The sequence below is a fragment of the Cellvibrio fontiphilus genome, from assembly GCF_042646205.1.
GTDB classification, from domain to species: Bacteria; Pseudomonadota; Gammaproteobacteria; order Pseudomonadales; family Cellvibrionaceae; genus Cellvibrio; species Cellvibrio fontiphilus_A.
In genome coordinates this window covers 668,794-688,806 of the sequence record NZ_JBHRTF010000003.1, presented here as the reverse complement: position 1 = coordinate 688,806, position 20,013 = coordinate 668,794, and the positions used below count along the sequence as shown (strand labels likewise).

The window sequence follows — 20,013 nt, the reverse complement described above, 5'->3', positions numbered from 1 at the left end:
TCGTTTGATTTCAATCAATTTCTGCTTTGCCCGTAAAGGTAGACTGATTTTATTGAAACAACCGGCGGAGGTGCCACATGTATATGGATTCTATTGTTGCTTATGGTTTGGTGATCGTTTTTCTGGCATGCGTAATGATTACTTACGTAGGTATTTATGCCTACAAACATATCAAAGCAGATTCTGAGAAAGCAGAAAAAGAATTGGATTTTAAAAACTGACGTTTCTTGCGTGTAAGGGCAGACTTGTTTTACAGCCAGATACATTGCAACAGGCATAAAAAAAGCCCCAAATGTGGGGCTTTTTTTCATCTCATATATGGCGGACCGGACGGGGCTCGAACCCGCGACCTCCGGCGTGACAGGCCGGCATTCTAACCGACTGAACTACCGGTCCGCAGCGTCACTAAGCACCAAACTTACCTTGTGAGTAAGAGTGGTGGGCGGTACAAGACTCGAACTTGTGACCCATGCCTTGTAAGGGCATTGCTCTACCAACTGAGCTAACCGCCCAAGATATTCGCTTTTCAGCGATCACCTTGTTGGTGGCGCGTATTCTAATGATGTAAAAGTTTCGGTCAACTATTTTCTTAAAGTTTTTTAAAAAAAATGTAAGAAAACCAAAAAGTGGATACAAAACAAACGGTTGCGCTCAAAAATCACCCTGATATCAAGCGTACCTCTAGTCTCTGTGAGTTGTTATACTCCCGCTCGAATTTTCTCAGTGATGGACAGCGCCTTATGCGACTACACCTATTCAAGCTCGCCGTGAGTTTAGTGGTTCTCTTCTTCTCTGCTTACGCATCGTCAGCTATTGATGTGTATGAATTCAAAAGCGAAATCGATAGGAAACGCTATCAGAGTTTCGTTGATGAGATGCGATGCCCAAAATGCCAAAACCAAAACCTCTCAGGTTCTGATTCTCCCATAGCCACTGATTTACGCCGTGAAGTTTATTTAATGATCGAAGCAGGTAAGTCCGACAAAGAGATCGTGGATTTTATGGTGGAGCGTTATGGTGAATTTATTCTCTATCGGCCGCGCCTTACCTCTTCCACAATATTTCTGTGGGGGGCGCCTGTATTGCTCCTGATTGCCGGCATAATTTTATTATTACTTATAGTTCGTAAGCGTCGGACGGCTGAATCAACCAGCGCAGAGATCAGTCTGTCAGCTGATGAGCAAGCACGGTTAGCGGGTTTGCTAAAGACATCGGCAGCCTCCAAATCAAACAAGCAGGAGAATATTTAATGGTTGCATTGTGGGGTGGGGCTCTAGTGCTTTCTATACTAGCGGCGCTATTTGTTTTGTGGCCGCTGTGGCGCTATCGCGCCAGTCAATCTGTTACCGGCATAATTAACATCGAAGAACGATTGGCCGAAAATGTGCGTTTGTTTCATGAGCATCTTGCTGAGCTCGAATTGCAGCTTGCAAACGGGCGAATTGACCAGTCTCAATTTGCGCAGCTTAAGCTTGAGCAGGAACGGGCGTTGCTGGACGATGAAACCAATATTCGCCAAATGCAGAAAACCCAACAGATGAAAGTTGGATTTCCGACCTTCGCAATTGTTGCCATGCTCTTGGTGCTGGGGGCTTATGGCTTATACCATGAGTTTGGTAGCAGTGCTGACGTAGAAATACGCATGGCGCATGCCGAAAAACTGAATCTGGATATGCTTGATTACCAGGCTGGGCGCAATGCAGATCCCGTTCGCACTCGCAAGCTTGTTAAGTTGATCGAAGCTCGTCTCGCCGATAACCCTGAACAGGTTCAATATTGGTTTTTTTTGGCCCGCATGTATATGGAGCTAGGTGACTTTTCCAGTGCGACCAATGCCTACCTACAAGTTTTGGAGCGTGATAAGGAGTCGCCGATGGTGATGGCAGAAGCAGCTCAGGCGATGTTTTTACGCGATGGTAGCAAAGTCAACCCCGCAGTGACTGACCTGGTTGAGAAGACATTAAAACTGGAGCCCGACAATACGATGGCCCTGGGTCTGGCGGGTATTGATGCTTTTGGCAAACAAGACTACCTAACTGCCATAAAACATTGGGGGCGCGTTGTAAAAATGAACCCGGATTCCACCGGAGCTCAAGCACTTACTGCGGGCATCGAGCGTGCAGCCGGATTGTTTTTTGCAAATGGCGGAACCCAAGCGCAGCTAGATGCGGTACGTAATGGACGGCAGGTTAGCGTTAATGTTGTGCTTGCCGCTAATTTGCCAGTAGCACCTGACCAGACGGTCTTCGTCTACGCCCGCGCTTGGCAAGGTGCAAAAATGCCTTTGGCAATTGCGCGAATTAAAGTGGCGGATCTACCCAAACGAGTAGTACTGACAGAATCAATGGCAATGACGGATGCAATGACGCTCGCCACTGTAGACCAAATTGAATTGGTTGCCCGGGTATCCGAGGATGGCTCTGCAACAGCCAAGGCTGGTGACTGGCAGGGAAGTATAGGGCCAATTGACCTCAAATCTACATCCGACGATTTACAGATCACCATTAGCGAGCAATTTGCCCCCTAGTATATTTTTCAGCCTATGACAGGGGGTTTTGATTAAAAATCAAGCGCTGCTCGTCCGTCAATTTAAGCGAGGCTGGTTTTGCATTTCCAGGCGGGTGTAAAGCGCTACACAAATGTGTAGAATCCCGCCCTTAATGGTTTTTTTGGCGATTACCTGCAATCCTCTTGCTGTCAAAAAAACCAACAAAATCAAACAGCTAGACGACTAGAATCGTCAGCGGACTATTTCTTGAACAGGTGGGTTGAAGATGGGCGCTTCAATCGCATAAAACCTGCTGAATCGTGAGTGATACATACTTATGCGGTTAAAGTGCATCAAGCTGGCTGGTTTTAAATCGTTTGTTGACCCAACTACGGTCAACTTTCCCAGCAATCTGTGCGCTGTGGTTGGGCCAAATGGTTGCGGTAAATCCAATATCATTGATGCTGTACGTTGGGTAATGGGCGAATCCTCCGCAAAAAACCTTCGTGGCGAAAACATGACCGATGTGATCTTCAATGGCTCCAGTGGTCGCAAACCTGTCGGTCAAGCTTCAATCGAACTGGTCTTTGATAATTCTGATGCAACCTTGACCGGAGAGTATGCCGGTTTTACCGAAATTAGCATTAAGCGCAAGGTGTCTCGTGATGGTGATAATAGCTATTACTTGAATGGCACCAAATGCCGGCGCCGCGATATTACCGACATCTTTCTTGGTACAGGTTTAGGGCCACGCAGTTACGCGATTATCGAGCAGGGCATGATTTCGAAACTCATCGAAGCAAAGCCCGAAGAGCTGCGTGTGTACATCGAAGAAGCGGCGGGAATTTCCAAATACAAAGAGCGCCGGCGCGATACTGAAAGCCGCATGCGCCGCACCCAAGAGAATCTGGAGCGCCTGACCGATATTCGCGATGAGCTTGAACGCCAACTATCACGCCTGCAGCGTCAAGCGCAGGCTGCTGAAAAATACGCCGAATATAAAAAAGAAGAACGTCTTTTAAAAGCCCAATTACAAGCGCTCAAATACCAACAGCTTGATCAGCAAGCAAAAGCAAAACAAGCAGCGATCCGCGATCTTGAGCTGCGCATGGAATCTTTTGTAACTGATCAAGTCAACAAAGACACTCAAATAGAAAAATATCGCACCCAATACACCGAGCTAGGCGATAAATTCAATGAAGTCCAAGGGCGTTATTACGCCATAGGTGCTGAAATTGCGCGCCTGGAACAAAGCATCCAGCATGCCAATGAGCGCGCTCGCCAATTGCAGACCGATTTGGATCAAACAAGTCGGGATGCAAAAGAAGCTGAAGAAAATTTGGCGTTAGACACACAAAAAGTCGAAACTTGGGAAGCCGAGTTACTTGAGCTGGAACCAGAATTGGAGCTGGTCAAAGCGGCTGAAGAAACCTCAAGCGAGTCCTTGATTGATGCTGAAGAGGCCATGCAGCGCTGGCAAAATGATTGGGATAGTTTCAACCAGCGCGCCGCCGAACCTCGCCAACGCGCCGAAGTTCAACAATCTCGCATTCAGCATTTGGAGCAAGTTCAGCAGCGATTGTTGCAGCGCATCGAAAAATTGCGCGAAGAAAAAGCCACTTTGCAAGATGCTTCAGATGACGACTCCATTGACGAACTGACCGAAAAGCTCGCCGAATTGGACTTGATGGCAGAGGAAAAGCGTAGCCAGCTAGATACTTATGTTGAAAAGCTTGATCTTACGCGCAGCGACAATAATCACAAGGCGAACGAGCTGGATCAACTTCGTAGCGAGCTGCAAAAAATGCGCGGCCGACATGCTTCACTCGAGGCACTACAACAAGCGGCACTCGGAGAGAAAAATAAAGCAGTTACGCAATGGTTAGTTAACAACGAATTATCAAATAAGCCTCGTCTCGCTGAAACTGTTGTTGTTACTGACGGCTGGGATAAAGCTCTGGAAACTGTGTTGGGTAACGCCCTGCAGGCCGTATGCGTAGATCAGCTGGATGTCGTTAGCGGTTTATTAGCCAACCTCACCCAAGGCGAGTTGGTATTGTTTGATCCTCAGGCAAAAACTGCTGCGACCAATTGCACCAAAACTGAATTGTTGAGCAACAAGGTTTCTGCTGATTGGGATGTTTCTGGTTTATTGGCCGGGATTTATATAGCTGAGGATTTAACAGCAGCGATTGAATTGCGTAAGCAACTTACCGCGAACGAATCGGTCATCACTCGCGATGGTATTTGGTTGAGTGCACATTGGGTTCGGGTCACGCGTGATACTGATGCCAGCTCAGGAGTCATTGCTCGCCGCCAGGAACTTGAAGAGTTATCAGCTGCAATTAGTCGCACGGAATTACAGGTGGAATCATTAAGTGCGGCACTTGATTCAGGTCGCGATTTAATTAAACGCCTTGAGCAAGAACGTGAAACACTGCGACGTGAGACTGATGAGCAAAATCGTAAGCATAGCGAGTTGCGCGCTGAGTTAAGCGCAAAACAAGTTCGCATTGAACAAATGAATATGCGTCGAGAACGTGCCGAAAATGAAATTCGTGATGCTCGCGAACAAATGGAGCAGGAAGCTGAACATTTGTCAGAGGCGCGGATGATTCTTGGCGAAGCTATTGAAATGATGGAGCAGGATACAGACCTGCGTGAATCGTTATTGCAACAGCGCGATGACATACGCTCAGGTTTGGATACAGCCCGCCAGCGTGCGCGTCATGATAAAGATAAAGCGCATGAGATTGCCATGCGCTATCAATCAGTGAAAACCCAGCTGGACTCCATTCGACTGGGAATTGGGCGTTTGCGTGAGCAAGTTGCGCGTTTACAAGAGCGTCGCGAGCAATTAATCACAAGTATTGCTGACAATCGCGATCCTGTAGAAGAATACAAACTAGAGCTGGAAGCTTGTCTGTCTAAACGCCTGTCGGTGGAGGCCTCCTTAACAGAAGCGCGCAGAGCACTGGAAACTGTGGAGCATGAACTGCGCAACTCTGAGCAGGCGCGCAACCGCGCCGAACAAGAGGTGCAAGCGGTACGCGCGCATTTGGAACAGGAGCGTTTGGCGGCACAAATGTTTGAGGTGCAGCGTGCAGGAATTGTCGAGCAGCTTGAGGAGGAAGAGCTTAATCTAGAGGTTATTTTGGCTGAAATGCCTGATGGCACGGAAGTAAAACCACTTGAAGAAGAGCTTGAATCTATTGCTGGCCGCATTAGCCGTTTAGGGCCAATCAACCTTGCGGCAATTGATGAATACAAAACCGAATCTGAGCGTAAAAATTATTTGGATGCGCAGAATGCAGATTTGATAGAGGCTCTCGAGACTCTGGAAAACGCTATCAAGAGGATTGATCGAGAAACACGTACCAGATTTAAAGAAACTTTTGATCAGGTCAATAAAAGTCTACAAGAGCTATTCCCTAAAGTTTTCGGCGGCGGTCATGCTTATCTTGAGCTGACAGGTGATGAATTACTGGATACAGGTATTGCTATTATGGCTCGCCCACCGGGCAAGCGAAACAGCACTATTCATCTACTCTCCGGCGGTGAAAAAGCATTAACTGCAATCGCACTGGTATTTTCTATTTTCCGTTTGAATCCAGCGCCATTTTGTATGCTGGATGAAGTAGATGCTCCACTTGATGATGCCAACGTTGGGCGCTATGCGCGAATGGTTGAAGAAATGTCAGCGCAGGTGCAATTCATTTACATCACACACAATAAAAATGCGATGGAAATGGCGCACCAGCTGTTAGGTGTAACTATGCATGAACCGGGTGTTTCGCGCCTCGTAACTGTAGATGTTGACGAAGCTGCTGAACTTGCGGCTACTTAATTCTAAACAAATATTACGGATAACCTTATGAAAGATTGGGTCATCATTATCGGATTTTTGTTCATTATTCTGATCCTCGCTGACGGAATCAGAAGAAAACACAATGAACGCACCGGCAAGATTAAAGTGTCGCGCTCGCTCAAAAAAAGTTTGAAGCAAACCTCTCCAGATGACGAAGAGGATTCCTTTAGCGAAGCACCGAGCTATACCAGTGAGCTGCCTAATGGCGGCGCTCGAGTGGTTGGCAAGCGGGACCCTCATGTCCAGATTCCGAGTATTGAAAAAAAGGCACACGCCAAATCCTATTTGGAAAAGCAACAGAAAAATATTCTTACCGAAGCGCCAATAGCACGCGGACATAGGGAGCCACAGCAAACCAGTCTTAATCTCGGTCAAACAGTTCCCATACTGATGGAGTCAGTTGAAGATAAAAGCCGTTCTTTGCCTCTAGATGAGCGTATAGAGCCAAGCTTTTCATCTGTTAATGTAGACCAGGAACAAGAAAATGGAGCTCATTATAGAAGCTCGGAGCAGGACGATTACGAAGGCGAAGATTACGAAGTAGAGGATCATCCCTACACTCGCGAATTGGACGATGGTCGTAGCGAGCAGGATTACGAAGCAGAAGAGCAGTACGAAGAAGATTATGAAGACGACTATGACGATCGCCTAGATGATACTGAAAATGCAGGTGATGCTGATTACGATGATGATAATTATGATGAGGATGAAGAGTATGCCAATGATCAGCATGCCGCCGCATCAAATAAGCAAGAGCTAAATCAGCAGCCGGCAACAGAGCCTGAAGAAGTATTAATCATCAATGTTATGGCACACAAGGGTGAAATGTTTAATGGTTCTGAATTGCTGGACACCATTTTAAAGTGCGGTATGCGGTATGGAAGTATGGATATATTCCATCGCTACAGTGATGCAAAAGGTGAGGGCGCTTTACTCTTTAGTATGGCCAACATGGTTAAACCTGGGACTTTTGATTTGGACTCAATGGATGAGTTTGAAACGCCAGGTGTAAGTTTATTTATGACTCTGCCAATTAATGCAGATTCTATGCAGTCATTTGATTTGATGGCAGACACTGCACGTGCAATTGCTGAGGCTTTGAATGGTGAGCTTAAAGATGAGCAGCGCAGTGTTATGACTCGTCAAACGCTGGAGCACTGTCGCGAGCGCATTCGTAATTTTGAGCGCACCCGTTTGTTCCGCCGCCCACCACGCCATTAACATATCAGCAGGGTGCATGGACGCATCCAGAATGCTATCAAGGCATGAATCGCTGTGCATTACTAGCTGCAGGATTCAAATCTTCAGGTATTTCGTTCATGTCAACTCTCCCGCTATTTGATAATCCTGCATTTGAAATTGCCGAGCTACGCAAGCAGTTGAATCATCACAGTTATCGCTACTATGCATTAGATAATCCGGAAATAACTGATGCCGAATATGATCGATTGATGCAGCGTTTGCGTGAACTCGAAGAAAAAAATCCGCTATTAATTACAGCAGACTCACCCACACAGCGCGTAGGTGCAACACCTTTGCCTGCATTCACAACCGTTGTGCACGAGTTGCCAATGCTGTCTCTTGATAATGCATTTAGTGATGAAGATTTGCTGGCGTTTAATCAACGGATTTTGGATAGATTAAAAATCAATGATGATGTGGAATATGCTTGTGAATTAAAACTGGATGGCATCGCAGTAAGTCTGTTGTACCAAGATGGTTTGCTCGTGCGAGGCGCAACACGAGGTGATGGAACAAACGGAGAAGATATCACCCTGAATGTGCGCACTATCAAATCAATTCCGCTGCGTTTGCAGGGTGATGGTTATCCCGCAGTATTGGAGGTTCGTGGTGAAATTTATATGCCCAAAGCGGGCTTTGATTCGCTTAATGACAAAGCTCGTGCCATAGGTGAAAAACTATTTGTTAACCCGCGCAATGCAGCAGCAGGTTCACTTCGTCAGCTTGATCCCAAAGTTACTGCATCGCGCCCACTGGAAATGTGTGCATACAGTGTTGGCTGGGTCGATGGTGGTGAGCTACCCGAAACTCATAGCGGCATATTGACTGCCTTAAAAAATTGGGGATTCTTAACCAATCGTGAAACGCAAGTTGCCAAAAACATTCAAGATGCAATGGGGTTTTATCGGCGTATTGGTGAAAAGCGTGATGCACTTGCTTACGATATTGATGGAATTGTTTTCAAAGTTAATTCACGCGAGTTACAAGAAAAACTAGGTTTTATTTCGCGTGCACCACGCTGGGCAATAGCCTATAAATTTCCAGCCCAAGAAGAGTCAACAATATTGCTGGATGTAGAGTTTCAGGTTGGCCGCACTGGAGCGGTCACTCCTGTTGCGCGTTTGCAGCCAGTGTTTGTGGGCGGTGTGACTGTATCTAATGCAACGCTGCATAACCGCGATGAAATTAATCGTTTAAATTTAAAAATTGGCGATACAGTCATTGTTCGTCGAGCCGGTGACGTTATTCCGCAAATCGTTCAAGTAATAGAGTCCAAACGCACTGTCGATGCGCGCGATATTGTTTTTCCTAATGAATGCCCCGTTTGTGGGTCCCCGGTTGAAACGGTTGCTGATGAAGCCGTAGCTCGCTGCTCGGGTGGTTTGGTTTGTGCTGCGCAACGCAAAGAGGCAATTAAACATTTTGCCTCTCGCAAAGCGATGAATATTGAAGGCTTGGGTGACAAACTGGTCGAGCAATTGGTTGATTCAGGGCTAGTGAATAACTTGGCAGATATTTATTCCGTCACTCGTGAGCAACTAGCAAGCATGGATCGCATGGGGGAAAAATCAGCCGACAATATTATCCTTGCCTTGGAAAAATCTAAGGCAACGAGTCTGGCAAAATTTATTTATGCACTGGGAATTCGCGAAGTGGGCGAGGCTACCGCGCGCAACTTTGCGAACTATTTTGGCAGCTTTGAAGCGCTGGCTGAAGCAGATCAAGAAACACTACAGCAAGTGCCAGATGTCGGCCCTGTTGTTGCACATTTTGTTGCTGAGTTTTTTTCACAAGAGTCTAATATTGCTGCGGTAGCAGCATTACGTAACCATGGGATTTACTGGGAAAATATTAATGTTTCCAGTCCCGAGGCTCTACCTCTATCAGGCTTAACCTATGTTTTAACCGGGACGCTGGAAACATTATCGCGTGACGATGCAAAAGCCAAATTGCTAGCTTTGGGGGCAAAAGTGGCTGGCAGTGTATCCGCCAAAACTGATTATGTTGTTGCAGGCCCTGGTGCTGGTTCAAAACTTGCCAAAGCCGAAGCTTTGGGTTTGAAAGTCATGGATGAAACTGCGTTGGTTGAGTTGTTGCGTGAACATGGGCAGGAGCTTTAATCATGCAAACGACACAAGTGCTCTCACGCTTTTTGAAAATAATTTTTATAGTTGCAACGACCGCATTAGCGGGCTGTTCCACTTTGCCACCGAGTAAGCCGCAAGATCTCTGCGCTATTTTTGATGAAAAACCGTCTTGGTATAAGGCATCCAAGAAAGCAGAAAAACGTTGGGGATCTTCGGTGCCAATCATGATGTCGATCATGTATCAAGAGTCCCAATTCAAACATAATGCGCGCCCGGCACGAAAGAAAATTTTATGGATATTCCCGGGGCCTCGCCCCAGTGATGCTTATGGTTATCCGCAAGCTAAAAATGCCACATGGAATGAATATCAGCGCAACAGCGGGAATGATTGGTCACGTCGCGACAACTTTGCAGACGCCGTAGATTTTATCGGTTGGTATAACCGCCAAAGCCAGGTACGCAGTCGCATTAATCCAACAGATAGCTACAGTTTGTACCTTGCCTATCACGAGGGTCATGGTGGATTTAACCGTGGAACTTACCGGCGTAAAAATTGGTTAATTAATACTGCGCGAAAAGTACAAACACGCGCGCAACAATACGATTATCAATTGCGCAGTTGTGAGGAGAGATTCAAAGGCAGTTGGTGGTGGCCGTTTTAATATTTCGTTTTTATCCTAACCAGAACGGGAGTCGAGGTCATTATGGATCAAGAATCAATTGTGTACGGTTGCATTAAGGATATTGCGCCTACAGCATCTGAGTCTGAGCGTATACGTGTAAATCGCGAAGCTATGTTGTCTTTGCCTCATGCCGATGAATGGCCATTTTTAAGCCAGGAAATGTTTGCGATCCCGAGTGTTAGTTCTCCGTTTTTCAATTACCAGACAGAAGTCATGCACTTCGGAGCTTCATACAAGGCCGTGGAATACGAATGGGATCAATGGATTGCACAATTTGAGTCGCTATTAAGCAAAATGTATTGGGTTTCTGCCACAGTGCATTTAGAGACGGAACTTTCAGGTACCCATACATTTACCTGGGAAGCAAACGGCAGCTTTCACAAACCTGGCTCTGGCAATATGCGTGTTCGCTGTGAGTGGAGCCATGAAGGTTCACTCGGTATCTAATTTCTGTTGAGTCGATTTATGCAAATTCCTTTAACCAAACCCGATTTTCGCTTTCGTCGTCTGCGCAGAACTACCGCACTGCGTGAGTTGGTACGCGAAACCCGCGTGCAGATGAGTGATTTTATTCTGCCCATTTTTATTGAAGAGGGGATTAGCGCACCAGTAGCAATCAAATCCATGCCTGATGTGTTCCGGTATCCTGAAACACATTTGGCAGACATTGTTAATCGCGCCTGGAATAAAGGCGTGCGTGCAATTATTTTATTTGGTGTGTCGACACACAAAGATCATGAGGGCTCAGATACCTGGTGCGAACATGGGTTACTCTCCAGAATGATTAAAATCGCAAAGTCCGCTCAACCAGATATGCTGGTCATTAGCGATAACTGTTTTTGTGAATATACAGATCACGGGCATTGCGGTGTAGTTGCAAATAACGATGTAGATAATGATAAAACCCTTGTAAACCTACAGAAGCAGGTAGTGCTGGCGGCGCAGGCCGGGGTGGATATGATTGCACCATCAGGCATGATGGATGGCATGATCAGCGCTATTCGCCAAGCGTTAGACAGTGCAGGCTTTACTCATATTCCGGTGATGTCTTATTCGACAAAATTTGCTTCAGCGTTTTATGGACCGTTCAGAGATGCGGTAGATAGTAGTTTTAAAGGTACGCGTAATACCTATCAAATGGATCCGGCAAATGGTCGTGAAGCACTCGCTGAGTCTATGCAAGATGAAATGGAAGGCGCTGATATTTTAATGGTAAAACCGGGCATGGCTTATTTAGATGTGCTTGCCAATATCCGCGCAAATTCATCGCGCCCCTTGGCGGTTTACCATGTTAGTGGTGAGTACGCGATGATTAAAGCTGGGGCAGCGGCTGGCGTCATTGATGAAAGGGCAATTGTACTCGAGACTATGACTGCATTTAAGCGTGCCGGCGCCGATTTAATTATTACTTATTACGCTGAGAAAATGGCTGATTGGCTGTAAGGCATTTCATAGGATATTTAGCATGATGTTATTCTTTCGTGAACATAAATTACTGGTTGCATTGCTGGTTCTCAGCCTCTTGGTCTTATTGGTGGGCGTACTTATGATTCAATCTGAAACCAAAAAAACCGCTGTAGCTAATACACAAGAGCAGGCAGATGCTGCTCAAGTCGTCGCAACGATGAACTTAATGGCTGAAATAGCCGAGCAGGAATTGCAGGCACAGCAACCCAATCAACAAGCCGGGAATAACCCGGTAACCATGCCGGATATGAAACCACAAGAATCTATCGACCGCGTTGCCGCCTTAAAAGGGGTAATGCCAGAGGTGGGTACCGATGACTGGTGTGAAGTAATGATGGTTAAAGATGCCGACAAATGGACGCCTGAAGAACAATCCTTATTTGCCAAACACTGTTTGTAATCTAATGCTGCTGCACTGCGAAGTTTTCTGATGTTTTTTAGCGACTCCCGCCAACATTTTTTTAATCCTCTCACTGGTAAGTATCGCGCACTTGTCGCTGAATGTTTGCGTTTGTTATACCAGCGTTTGTATACCGATTTGCGCGATTATGGTCATGCCATCAATCGCGAACAATTGGTTGATATCTTTAAAGAGGCAATCGCTCGCGCGCCTATCCTCGATGCTGATCTTGAGGTTGATACCAGTGAAGTAGAAGACCCAAGCGAAGGGCGCTTTAAAACACAGCGCGATCTTGCGGGTTTTATCATCAATCGCCTTATTGAAAACGGCTGGCTTGAAAAACAAGTCGATGAAACCAGCTTGCAAAGTAGTTACGGCTTTAGTCGTATTGGGCGGTTATTCACCCAGCCTTTTGCTGATAACGATTCAAATCAATTTCGCACACGCAATCGCAACACACGTAATACGCGTAATAGCCTGCAAGCTTTTTATGATCAGGGCGAAATTAATGATTTGCTTGATGCTTACGAGTATTCCGAACGAATCATCAGTGACTTTACTGATGTGATCGCCGAGTTGGAAGAGCGCAAACGGCAGCTTGTGCGTGAGGTTGAATCGCGCCAATTAATTCAGCAGGCGAGCGATGAATTCTTTGACTTTATGGAGACTGTGTTTAAGCCTGACCTTGAGGTGCGTTTGTCAGCGGATAGTGTTGAAAAATATCGTGATCAGATTTCCGACATTATTAGTAAAATCCGCCGCAAACGAAAATATGGACAAGGCGATGCAGAAACAGCAGCCAAAGATTGGCGCGCTGTTATGGAAATTCGCTTGCGCAAAGCACTACCACAAAAAGTAGTGCAAGGTGTTTCGCTGCTAGAGACGTTACTGCAAACGATTGAATCGCGCTTAAAAAATGCCTGTGAAATTATGCTTCCAGCACTGCGCCGTGCGTTGAATACATTTACCCAACGCGCCGACATTATCATTCGCCAGCTCAGCTACATTAACAGCCGGGGCCAGGATGAATTGATGGATGTATACCGTGCGATTGGCAGACTATCACTGGAGCAGCAAGATGAATTGTTAATCGCTCAAGGTGAGATGATTGCTGGAATTCAAATAGGCTTTATTGACCCTGCACAGATTCAACTGCGTGCACCGCGCAGTATTCAAGTTGTGCGTTCGACACTGGATGAAGATAAAGCGCTGGATGCGGATGCGCAGAAATCCTTATTTATCCAACAGGCTTTGGACCAAGCGTTCATTTTTCAGTCTGCCAGTTTGCGCGATTATGTAAAGCGCGCCTTACTGGAGAAAGGCGAAGTTCGCAGCAGTGAGTTGCACGCGGAATCAATGCAGGAATTGTTGAATTTATCCCACGCCATTGAAGTGGGGGCAGCAGATAACCTTTCTTCCCGTTATGGCTTTAGCATCAAACAAAACAGTGAGTGGCTGCATCAATCACCCTTGATACAGAATGACGCCTACTTTAAACAGCGTGATGAATTTGTAATTTGCTTGACCGACGAAGGTAAAACCAATGACTAGTGCGTTAAGTTCGCTATTACAAGAGCAGCTGGATAAACATAACCTGAGCTTAGATAACTGGCGTGAATTGGTGCAACGTTTACTCGATTACGGTGTTTTATGTCGTGACGACAGTCAGGTCGAAGCGGAGCTCTATGATCGCTTTTTGCGTATTCATGAGTTGATAAATGATTATCTTGGCTTAATGGGCATTCGTTTTCAGCATGACAGTCATTTTCGATTTGTGCGCATTTTACCGCCGGGTGCTCGCTTGCCGGGAATGGAAGATGAAACGGATGAGCCGTTTAACGCTGGCTTGCGCAACCGCTTAAACCAGCATGAAGTTGCATTGGTGTTGGTCTTGCGCGCTGAGTACGATAAAGCCCTGCGCGAAGGCGGCATTGACGAACAGGGTTGTGCCACCTTATCCCTTGAAGCAATTGCCGTTGCAATGAAAAGTTTATTGCGCCGGAATTTGCCTGAAAATATGGGTGAAAGGCGCCAGGCATTTAAGCGCTTGCGTCAGCTACGTTTAATTCATTTTTTTGCCGAATCAGATATTGAGTCCGGCGAAAGCTGGATAAAGATTCGCCCGCTGATTATTAATCTGGTCAGCAACGAGTGGTTGGAGCAAATTCGCAGCCATCTCGCGGATAATCTTCTCTTGGTTGACGATGAAGTAGAGGCTGAGCAAGAACCTGGCATCGCTAATTCCAACAGTATTAAAACAACGCCTTTTTTTAATCGCTCGCTATTTTCCGCCGAAGAATAATGCACTATGTACCTTAAAAAATTTATCTACGTTAATTGGGGTAATGTACCCAACACAGAATTTGATTTTGGCCCAATTAATTTGTTTTCCGGCGGCAACGGTTCAGGAAAAACAACAGCAGCCGATGCGATACAAACAATCATGACCGCTGCGCATGACAACCTGTTTCATTTTAACCCCGGGCAAGATGAATCCAGCCAGCGCGGTCGTGGCGGGAAACTGGTGCGCACTTTGGCATCCTATGTTTTAGGTTGTGATGACGGTGCTTATTCTCGTCCGCAGGGGTGCGATGGTTATTTGGCTGCTATTTTTCATCCAACCCAGGGCGAAAACAGCGATCCCTTTACCGCATTAATTGGTATGCGTGCGTTTCTGGAAACTTCAGGGCAGGGAGCCAACCTACAAAAAGTGGCGCGTTTGGATGAGGCTCAATTTTATATTTTGGCTGATGTTGAGCTGGGCTTGAGTGATCTGCTAAAGGAAGAAAAGAGCCACAAATATGTTGTACCACTGGACAAGCTCTACGCCGGTTTACGCCGTAAGTATGGCCAACAACAGATAGAAAAGTACGACAAGAAAAAGTCCTACCTCTGCCGGCTCTATGGGATTTTGCGCGGCAAAAAAGATGCAATTTCTGAACGTGAAGCCATGAATGCTGCACGCGCTTTTTCGCGTTTTATGGCATACAAACCGATTAAAGGTATCGATGAATTTGTTGCCAACGAAATTCTTGAATATCGGGATTTGGGCGAGGCCATTCGCAGTGTCTCCAGTATGCTTAAACGAATTCATACCATGGAGTCAGATGCGCGCAGTCTTCGTCAGGGCATAGAGCGTATGGCGCAGGGGCGCCAATGGTCCGATAACTTTATTGCCAGTTGGCTGGAGCAGCAGGTCATTCAATACTCGCTTGCCAAGCGTCGTTATGCTGACTCACAAGGTTTGTATCTGGATGCCAAGCATAAACAACAATTGCTGCGCGAAACATCCGCGGTTCATCAGCAATCGTTAGTTGCCTGTGAAGCGCAGCGCGATGAAATAAACCAATTGATTCTAGCTGCAACAGCACGTCGTTTGGGCGTTCCAGCCTTACGCGATAAAGACCAGCTTGAGCAAGAAAAAAGTGCGCAGGAAAAATTGATTCAGGCGCAAGTGCCCGAATTGCGCAAACAGCACCAACAAATGGTGATTAACCTTGAGGCAGCGCAGCAATTATCACTAGCGCTGCGTCAAACATCGATTGCTGTAGATATGCCAGCGTTTAAAGATTCCAACTTGATGGATCTTTTAAAGGAGCTGTGCAATGAATCAGCAAATCTTGATATTCATCAGTTACTGAATCGTGACTTGATAGAAGTAAGCCCACTCGAACCGCAATTGGAAAAAGTGCTTGGTTTGCAAAAGCAACACAATGCGTTTGTAGCAAGCCTGTTTGAGAAAGAAATCAACGCCGGTGTTATGCTTACCAACTTGCGCGACCAGTTGGCGCAGGAAAGGGACAAACGCAAAGCCCAGTCGGAGCGCTTGCAAAAAAATACTGAGATCAAACGCCGTGAAATCCAGACGCTGGAGTCGCGTCAAGTCAGCTATCCAGGTTTTGTTCGTGCTGCATTGGATGCGATTGCTAACCAATGTCCTAAAGCAGACGCGCGAGTGTTATGCGATTACGTAGACATCACTGATAGCGAATGGCAGGCCGCAATTGAAGGCTATATTGGTGCGGCGCGTTTTGGCATTATTGTGGAGCCTGAATTTGAGGCAGAAGCAATTGCTATTGTGCGTAATATGGCCGGGCAGGGGAATCGCGCCCGCATCATTCAAGGTGATAAAGCGCGTAAGGATTTGGAAAAATCCGGGGAGCTGGCAGCCAACTCCATCATTCAAATTATGAATTTCTCTCACGCCACAGCGGAAGCTTACATCAAGGCAAGTTATGGCAATGTTCAGCGTGTAGAAAATGCTAAAGAACTTAAAAATACCCGTCGCGGCCTTACCAAGGAGGGGATGGGCTCTGGTAATTATGCGATGTTCCGCTGCGACATGGCGGATTCGGAATTAGTGTTTGGGCAGGGCGCCCGCGAGCGTGCGCTGGAGGCTAAACGCAATGAATTTCATGCACTGGTTAGCGAATGGCAAGCTGCAATTACTTATGCAGAAGAAGTGCAGATTTTACTGGCTGGAATTGATCGACTGAAATCGCTGGCTTATGCCGAAACATTACAAATCATGTTGTCGGCACAGACTAAAATCGATGCGATTGACAATAAGCTTCAACAGCTGGATTTAAGTGATACCAAAGCGCTGGAAGCAGAGTTGCATGAACTTCAGCTACGCTTGCTTGAGCAAAACCAACAATTTGCCAAACTCAATAATGCACAAATTGATTGTCGGGCAGAACTAAAACTTGCGGACAACCTCTGCCACAAGCTGGATGCAGAACAAGATAAAACCCTCGCCGTGGTCGATGAGTGTGAAGCCAATCTTCAAGCGATTAGCGGTTTCTGGCCTGATTTTGATGCAGACCTACGCTTACAACAGGCCGATGAAGAGGTGGCACTACACAAGGCTCCTTATTTTGAAGCTAAATTGGTCACGTTAAATTCTGAATTAAAAACCATTCTGCATCGGCTCCAACAAGCTGCAATGGTTCACAACCAATTCTGTGCCAGCAGTGACGCGATTTTATTTGATATCGACTACAGTGATGATTTAGGCAGCTCAAATTTTCGAGCGATTTGCGAAATGCGCAGGCAATTCGATGCGCTCTATAATCGCGACAAGAATCATATCCTCGCCCAGCGACATCAAGAAATCGAATCGTTGCGCGAAAGTTTTAATAACGCATTTGTTACCAACCTATGCCACTCCATTTACCAAGCAATTAATGATGGCAAAAAAATCCTTGAGGATTTAAATAAAGAGTTGGAGCATCACCGTTTTGGTGCTGACCGGGAGCGTTTCCGTTTTGATTGGGAGTGGGTGCCAGAGTTCAAGGAGTACTGGCAATTCTTTAAAGCGGTCATTGATAGCCCAAGCTTGGGTGAAGGTGAAACTTTATTTGAAATGAAGCTGGATGAAAAACACCAGCGGGTGCGTGAACGTTTGATGACAATGCTATTGGATGAAGATGAACAAAAAGCATTGCGCGAATTAACTCGTATCGCTGACTATCGCAATTATCGCCGCTATGAAATATACAAAGAACCAGAAGGTAAGGCGCCAATTCCGTTAAGCCAGTACGGAACCGGTTCAGGCGGCCAATTGGAAACACCCGCCTATATTATCCGCAGCGCTGCCATTACTTCGGCGTTCCGTTTTAATGAAGGCAGTAGTCACTTGCGTATGGTATTGGTGGATGAGGCCTTCTCCAAAATGGACGAACATCGCTCACGCGAGGTTATTAATTATTTGACCGAAAGTTTGGGGTTGCAGCTGAACTTTATTATGCCCAGTAGTAAGTCAGGCCCCTTTATGGATTTGATTTCAAACCAGTTTGTATTCAGTAAGTGCCCAACTGCTGAACCGGTAGGGGAATTAAAAACTCGCGTTATGCTGGATAGGCAAGTGTGCGACCAGGAGAAAATTAAAAAACTCATGGCAAACCATCGTCGAGCTATTCGTCAGCAGGCAGCATTGGACTTCATGGCGGAGGTTGAAGCTTAGAATCAAGCTCAGAGTCAATATGGCAATCAGATAATCCGAGGGGCGAGCACTAATCTCTATTAGCATTGCTCGCCCTAGGGTTGTCCCACTGTTGACACTAAAAATAGTGTTGTGTGTTGCTCAGTAACTATTGGCGATAGTTGTGTTTTTTGCGCAGCAAACCTATCAGCAGACCTAGCAACAATCTATCAAGAGTCACTTGAAGTGACACGGGGAAAGAAGCGGATAATTTTTTTGAGCAACTTGTCTTGCTCTACTGGTTTAACCACATAGTCATCTACTCCATCCTCAATAGCTGCACGGATTTGTTTTGCTTCAGTCACAGCAGTTACCAATATAAATACTGTGCCCAAATAGCGTTCGGCAGCGCGCATAGCATTGTGGACATCAATACCCGATTTGGTTGGCATATTCCAATCGCACAACACCAAATCGTAGACCGGATTGGCTTCATACATCATGCCAATCGCCTTTAAACCATCGCTGGCAAAATCCACCTGATAAATACCCGATGCACGTAAAAATGCGTTAATCAACTCGCATATTAATTGGTCATCATCTACAACCAGTACGCGAATCTGACCGGGCGTTAAGTCCTGGCGCCGTGCAAAGGCAGCCTGGCGGATAGGCGATACCACCTTGTTTGAAACATAGTGATTAACCCTTTCGTTAGCAGAGCTGCCATCGGTGGTGCGTAACTTTTCACTGATTTTTTGCAAAGTAGATTCAATCAGGGGTAAATCCTGCAGCAGTTGTGCGCGGCTCCTTTCGCTATCCACGCTATCCAGATTTTTGGTAATCCAGTCGCGCTTTTGCGCCATGGCTCGGTTGATGACCTGCAGCTCCTGTCTGGTAAACATAGGAAACCTTTTGTTTTAATCGCCACTAAATTTCTTACAATATAGCCCAGACTTATTGCTTGGCTAGTTACTTACTTCAAATCCGAGGAAAAACCAAGGTGTCAAATATTGACCTTTTTATCAACCGCCTGGAACAATTAATAGACCGGGTTGAAGCAATACTGCCACGCCCGCAGCCTGAGCCGGATTGGAGTGCAAGTGCGTTTCGCTGGCGCACCAAGGTGAATGGTGAAGGTTACCTGCAGGCCGTTAAACACCCGCACCGCGTGGCGCTGGACTCACTAAAGAATATCGAACACCAGAAACAGTCTATTCTTCGTAACACCGCACAATTTGTCGCCGGTCGCGACGCTAACAATGTGTTGTTAACCGGCGCGCGCGGTACTGGTAAGTCAACCTTGATCAAGGCGGTATGGACAGCCTTCTCTGCTGAGGGTTTAAAGATCATCGAGGTCGATAAGACCGATTTATTACATTTGAGTGAAATTGTTGATTTACTGGGGGAGCGCCCTGAAAAATTCATAATATTTTGCGACGATTTGTCTTTTGAAGAAGGGGAAATCAGTTATAAAGCATTGAAATCGGTGCTGGATGGATCTATTTCTGCTCCAACTGCGAATATGCTGTTCTATGCCACCAGTAACCGACGTCATCTACTACCGCAAAAGATGCGTGAAAATCTGGATGTCAGCAATGAAGATGGGGAAGTTCGGCCAAACGACAGCGTGGAAGAGAAGGTTTCGCTATCCGAGCGCTTTGGTCTTTGGTTAAGTTTTTACCCCTTCAGCCAGGATGATTACCTCGCTGCCGCCGAATATTGGGTTCATCACTTGGGCGCCCAATGGGACAAACCGGCGGAACAAGCCGCTCTGCTCTGGCATAGAACACGCGGCGCACGCAGTGGTCGAGTAGCCTGGCAGTTCGCCAAAGACTACGCAGGGCGCCAGCAGTAG

At 46.4% G+C, this 20,013-nt stretch carries 15 protein-coding genes and 2 tRNA genes; 14 read left to right on the top strand and 3 right to left on the bottom strand.

Annotated features, from left to right (window positions below):
* Positions 1–83 precede the first annotated feature (83 nt).
* Positions 84–221, top strand: coding sequence for a hypothetical protein (locus ACFODX_RS08535; protein ID WP_378118043.1), 138 nt, complete (start codon positions 84–86; stop codon positions 219–221).
* Positions 222–319: 98 nt separating this feature from the next.
* Here the strand turns inward: ACFODX_RS08535 and ACFODX_RS08530 are convergent.
* Together ACFODX_RS08530 and ACFODX_RS08525 are read right to left on the bottom strand one after the other, a co-directional pair.
* A tRNA-Asp gene (locus tag ACFODX_RS08530) sits at positions 320–396 on the bottom strand.
* A 40-nt stretch (positions 397–436) separates the two neighbouring features.
* A tRNA-Val gene (locus ACFODX_RS08525) sits at positions 437–512 on the bottom strand.
* 114 nt (positions 513–626) lie between these two features.
* Here ACFODX_RS08525 and ACFODX_RS08520 point away from each other — a divergent pair.
* The 12 genes from ACFODX_RS08520 to ACFODX_RS08465 all read left to right on the top strand — a co-directional run bounded on the left by ACFODX_RS08520 (position 627) and on the right by ACFODX_RS08465 (position 18,200).
* Complete coding sequence (locus ACFODX_RS08520; protein ID WP_378118041.1) at positions 627–1,250, top strand: cytochrome c-type biogenesis protein; 624 nt, start codon at positions 627–629, stop codon at positions 1,248–1,250.
* The gene (gene ccmI / locus ACFODX_RS08515; protein WP_378118039.1) at positions 1,250–2,527 is read left to right on the top strand and encodes a c-type cytochrome biogenesis protein CcmI; all 1,278 of its coding nucleotides are present in this window, start codon (positions 1,250–1,252) and stop codon (positions 2,525–2,527) included. Before ACFODX_RS08520 ends, ccmI begins: the two co-directional genes overlap by 1 nt.
* Positions 2,528–2,825: 298 nt before the next feature.
* Positions 2,826–6,335 carry a chromosome segregation protein SMC gene (smc, locus tag ACFODX_RS08510; RefSeq protein WP_378118037.1) on the top strand — a complete coding sequence of 1,170 codons (3,510 nt, stop codon included), beginning with the start codon at positions 2,826–2,828 and terminating at the stop codon, positions 6,333–6,335.
* Positions 6,336–6,362: 27 nt separating this feature from the next.
* Positions 6,363–7,577, top strand: coding sequence for a cell division protein ZipA (gene zipA, locus ACFODX_RS08505; protein WP_378118035.1), 1,215 nt, complete (start codon positions 6,363–6,365; stop codon positions 7,575–7,577).
* Positions 7,578–7,675: 98 nt separating this feature from the next.
* Positions 7,676–9,718: an NAD-dependent DNA ligase LigA gene (gene ligA, locus ACFODX_RS08500; protein ID WP_378118033.1), complete on the top strand. Its 2,043-nt coding sequence runs from the start codon at positions 7,676–7,678 to the stop codon at positions 9,716–9,718.
* Between the two features lie 2 nt (positions 9,719–9,720).
* Positions 9,721–10,347 carry a transglycosylase SLT domain-containing protein gene (locus ACFODX_RS08495; RefSeq protein ID WP_378118031.1) on the top strand — a complete coding sequence of 209 codons (627 nt, stop codon included), beginning with the start codon at positions 9,721–9,723 and terminating at the stop codon, positions 10,345–10,347.
* A gap of 42 nt (positions 10,348–10,389) precedes the next feature.
* A complete protein-coding gene (locus ACFODX_RS08490) occupies positions 10,390–10,815 on the top strand; it encodes a hypothetical protein (RefSeq protein WP_378118029.1) in 426 nt (141 codons plus the stop codon).
* An 18-nt stretch (positions 10,816–10,833) separates the two neighbouring features.
* The gene (hemB, locus tag ACFODX_RS08485) at positions 10,834–11,811 is read left to right on the top strand and encodes a porphobilinogen synthase (protein WP_378118027.1); all 978 of its coding nucleotides are present in this window, start codon (positions 10,834–10,836) and stop codon (positions 11,809–11,811) included.
* Positions 11,812–11,833: 22 nt separating this feature from the next.
* Complete coding sequence (locus ACFODX_RS08480; RefSeq protein ID WP_378118025.1) at positions 11,834–12,235, top strand: DUF3012 domain-containing protein; 402 nt, start codon at positions 11,834–11,836, stop codon at positions 12,233–12,235.
* A 30-nt stretch (positions 12,236–12,265) separates the two neighbouring features.
* On the top strand, positions 12,266–13,786 hold the full coding sequence (locus ACFODX_RS08475) for a Wadjet anti-phage system protein JetA family protein (protein WP_378118023.1): 1,521 nt from the start codon (positions 12,266–12,268) through the stop codon (positions 13,784–13,786).
* Positions 13,779–14,537: a DUF4194 domain-containing protein gene (locus tag ACFODX_RS08470; RefSeq protein ID WP_378118021.1), complete on the top strand. Its 759-nt coding sequence runs from the start codon at positions 13,779–13,781 to the stop codon at positions 14,535–14,537. The genes ACFODX_RS08475 and ACFODX_RS08470 overlap by 8 nt, the downstream gene beginning before the upstream one ends.
* A gap of 6 nt (positions 14,538–14,543) precedes the next feature.
* Complete coding sequence (locus ACFODX_RS08465; protein WP_378118020.1) at positions 14,544–18,200, top strand: ATP-binding protein; 3,657 nt, start codon at positions 14,544–14,546, stop codon at positions 18,198–18,200.
* 188 nt (positions 18,201–18,388) lie between these two features.
* Here ACFODX_RS08465 and ACFODX_RS08460 read toward each other — a convergent pair whose 3' ends face one another.
* Positions 18,389–19,060, bottom strand: coding sequence for a response regulator (locus ACFODX_RS08460; RefSeq protein WP_378118018.1), 672 nt, complete (start codon positions 19,058–19,060; stop codon positions 18,389–18,391).
* Positions 19,061–19,158: 98 nt separating this feature from the next.
* On the opposite strand from ACFODX_RS08460, the gene ACFODX_RS08455 reads away from it, so the two are divergent.
* The gene (locus tag ACFODX_RS08455) at positions 19,159–20,013 is read left to right on the top strand and encodes an ATP-binding protein (protein WP_378118016.1); all 855 of its coding nucleotides are present in this window, start codon (positions 19,159–19,161) and stop codon (positions 20,011–20,013) included.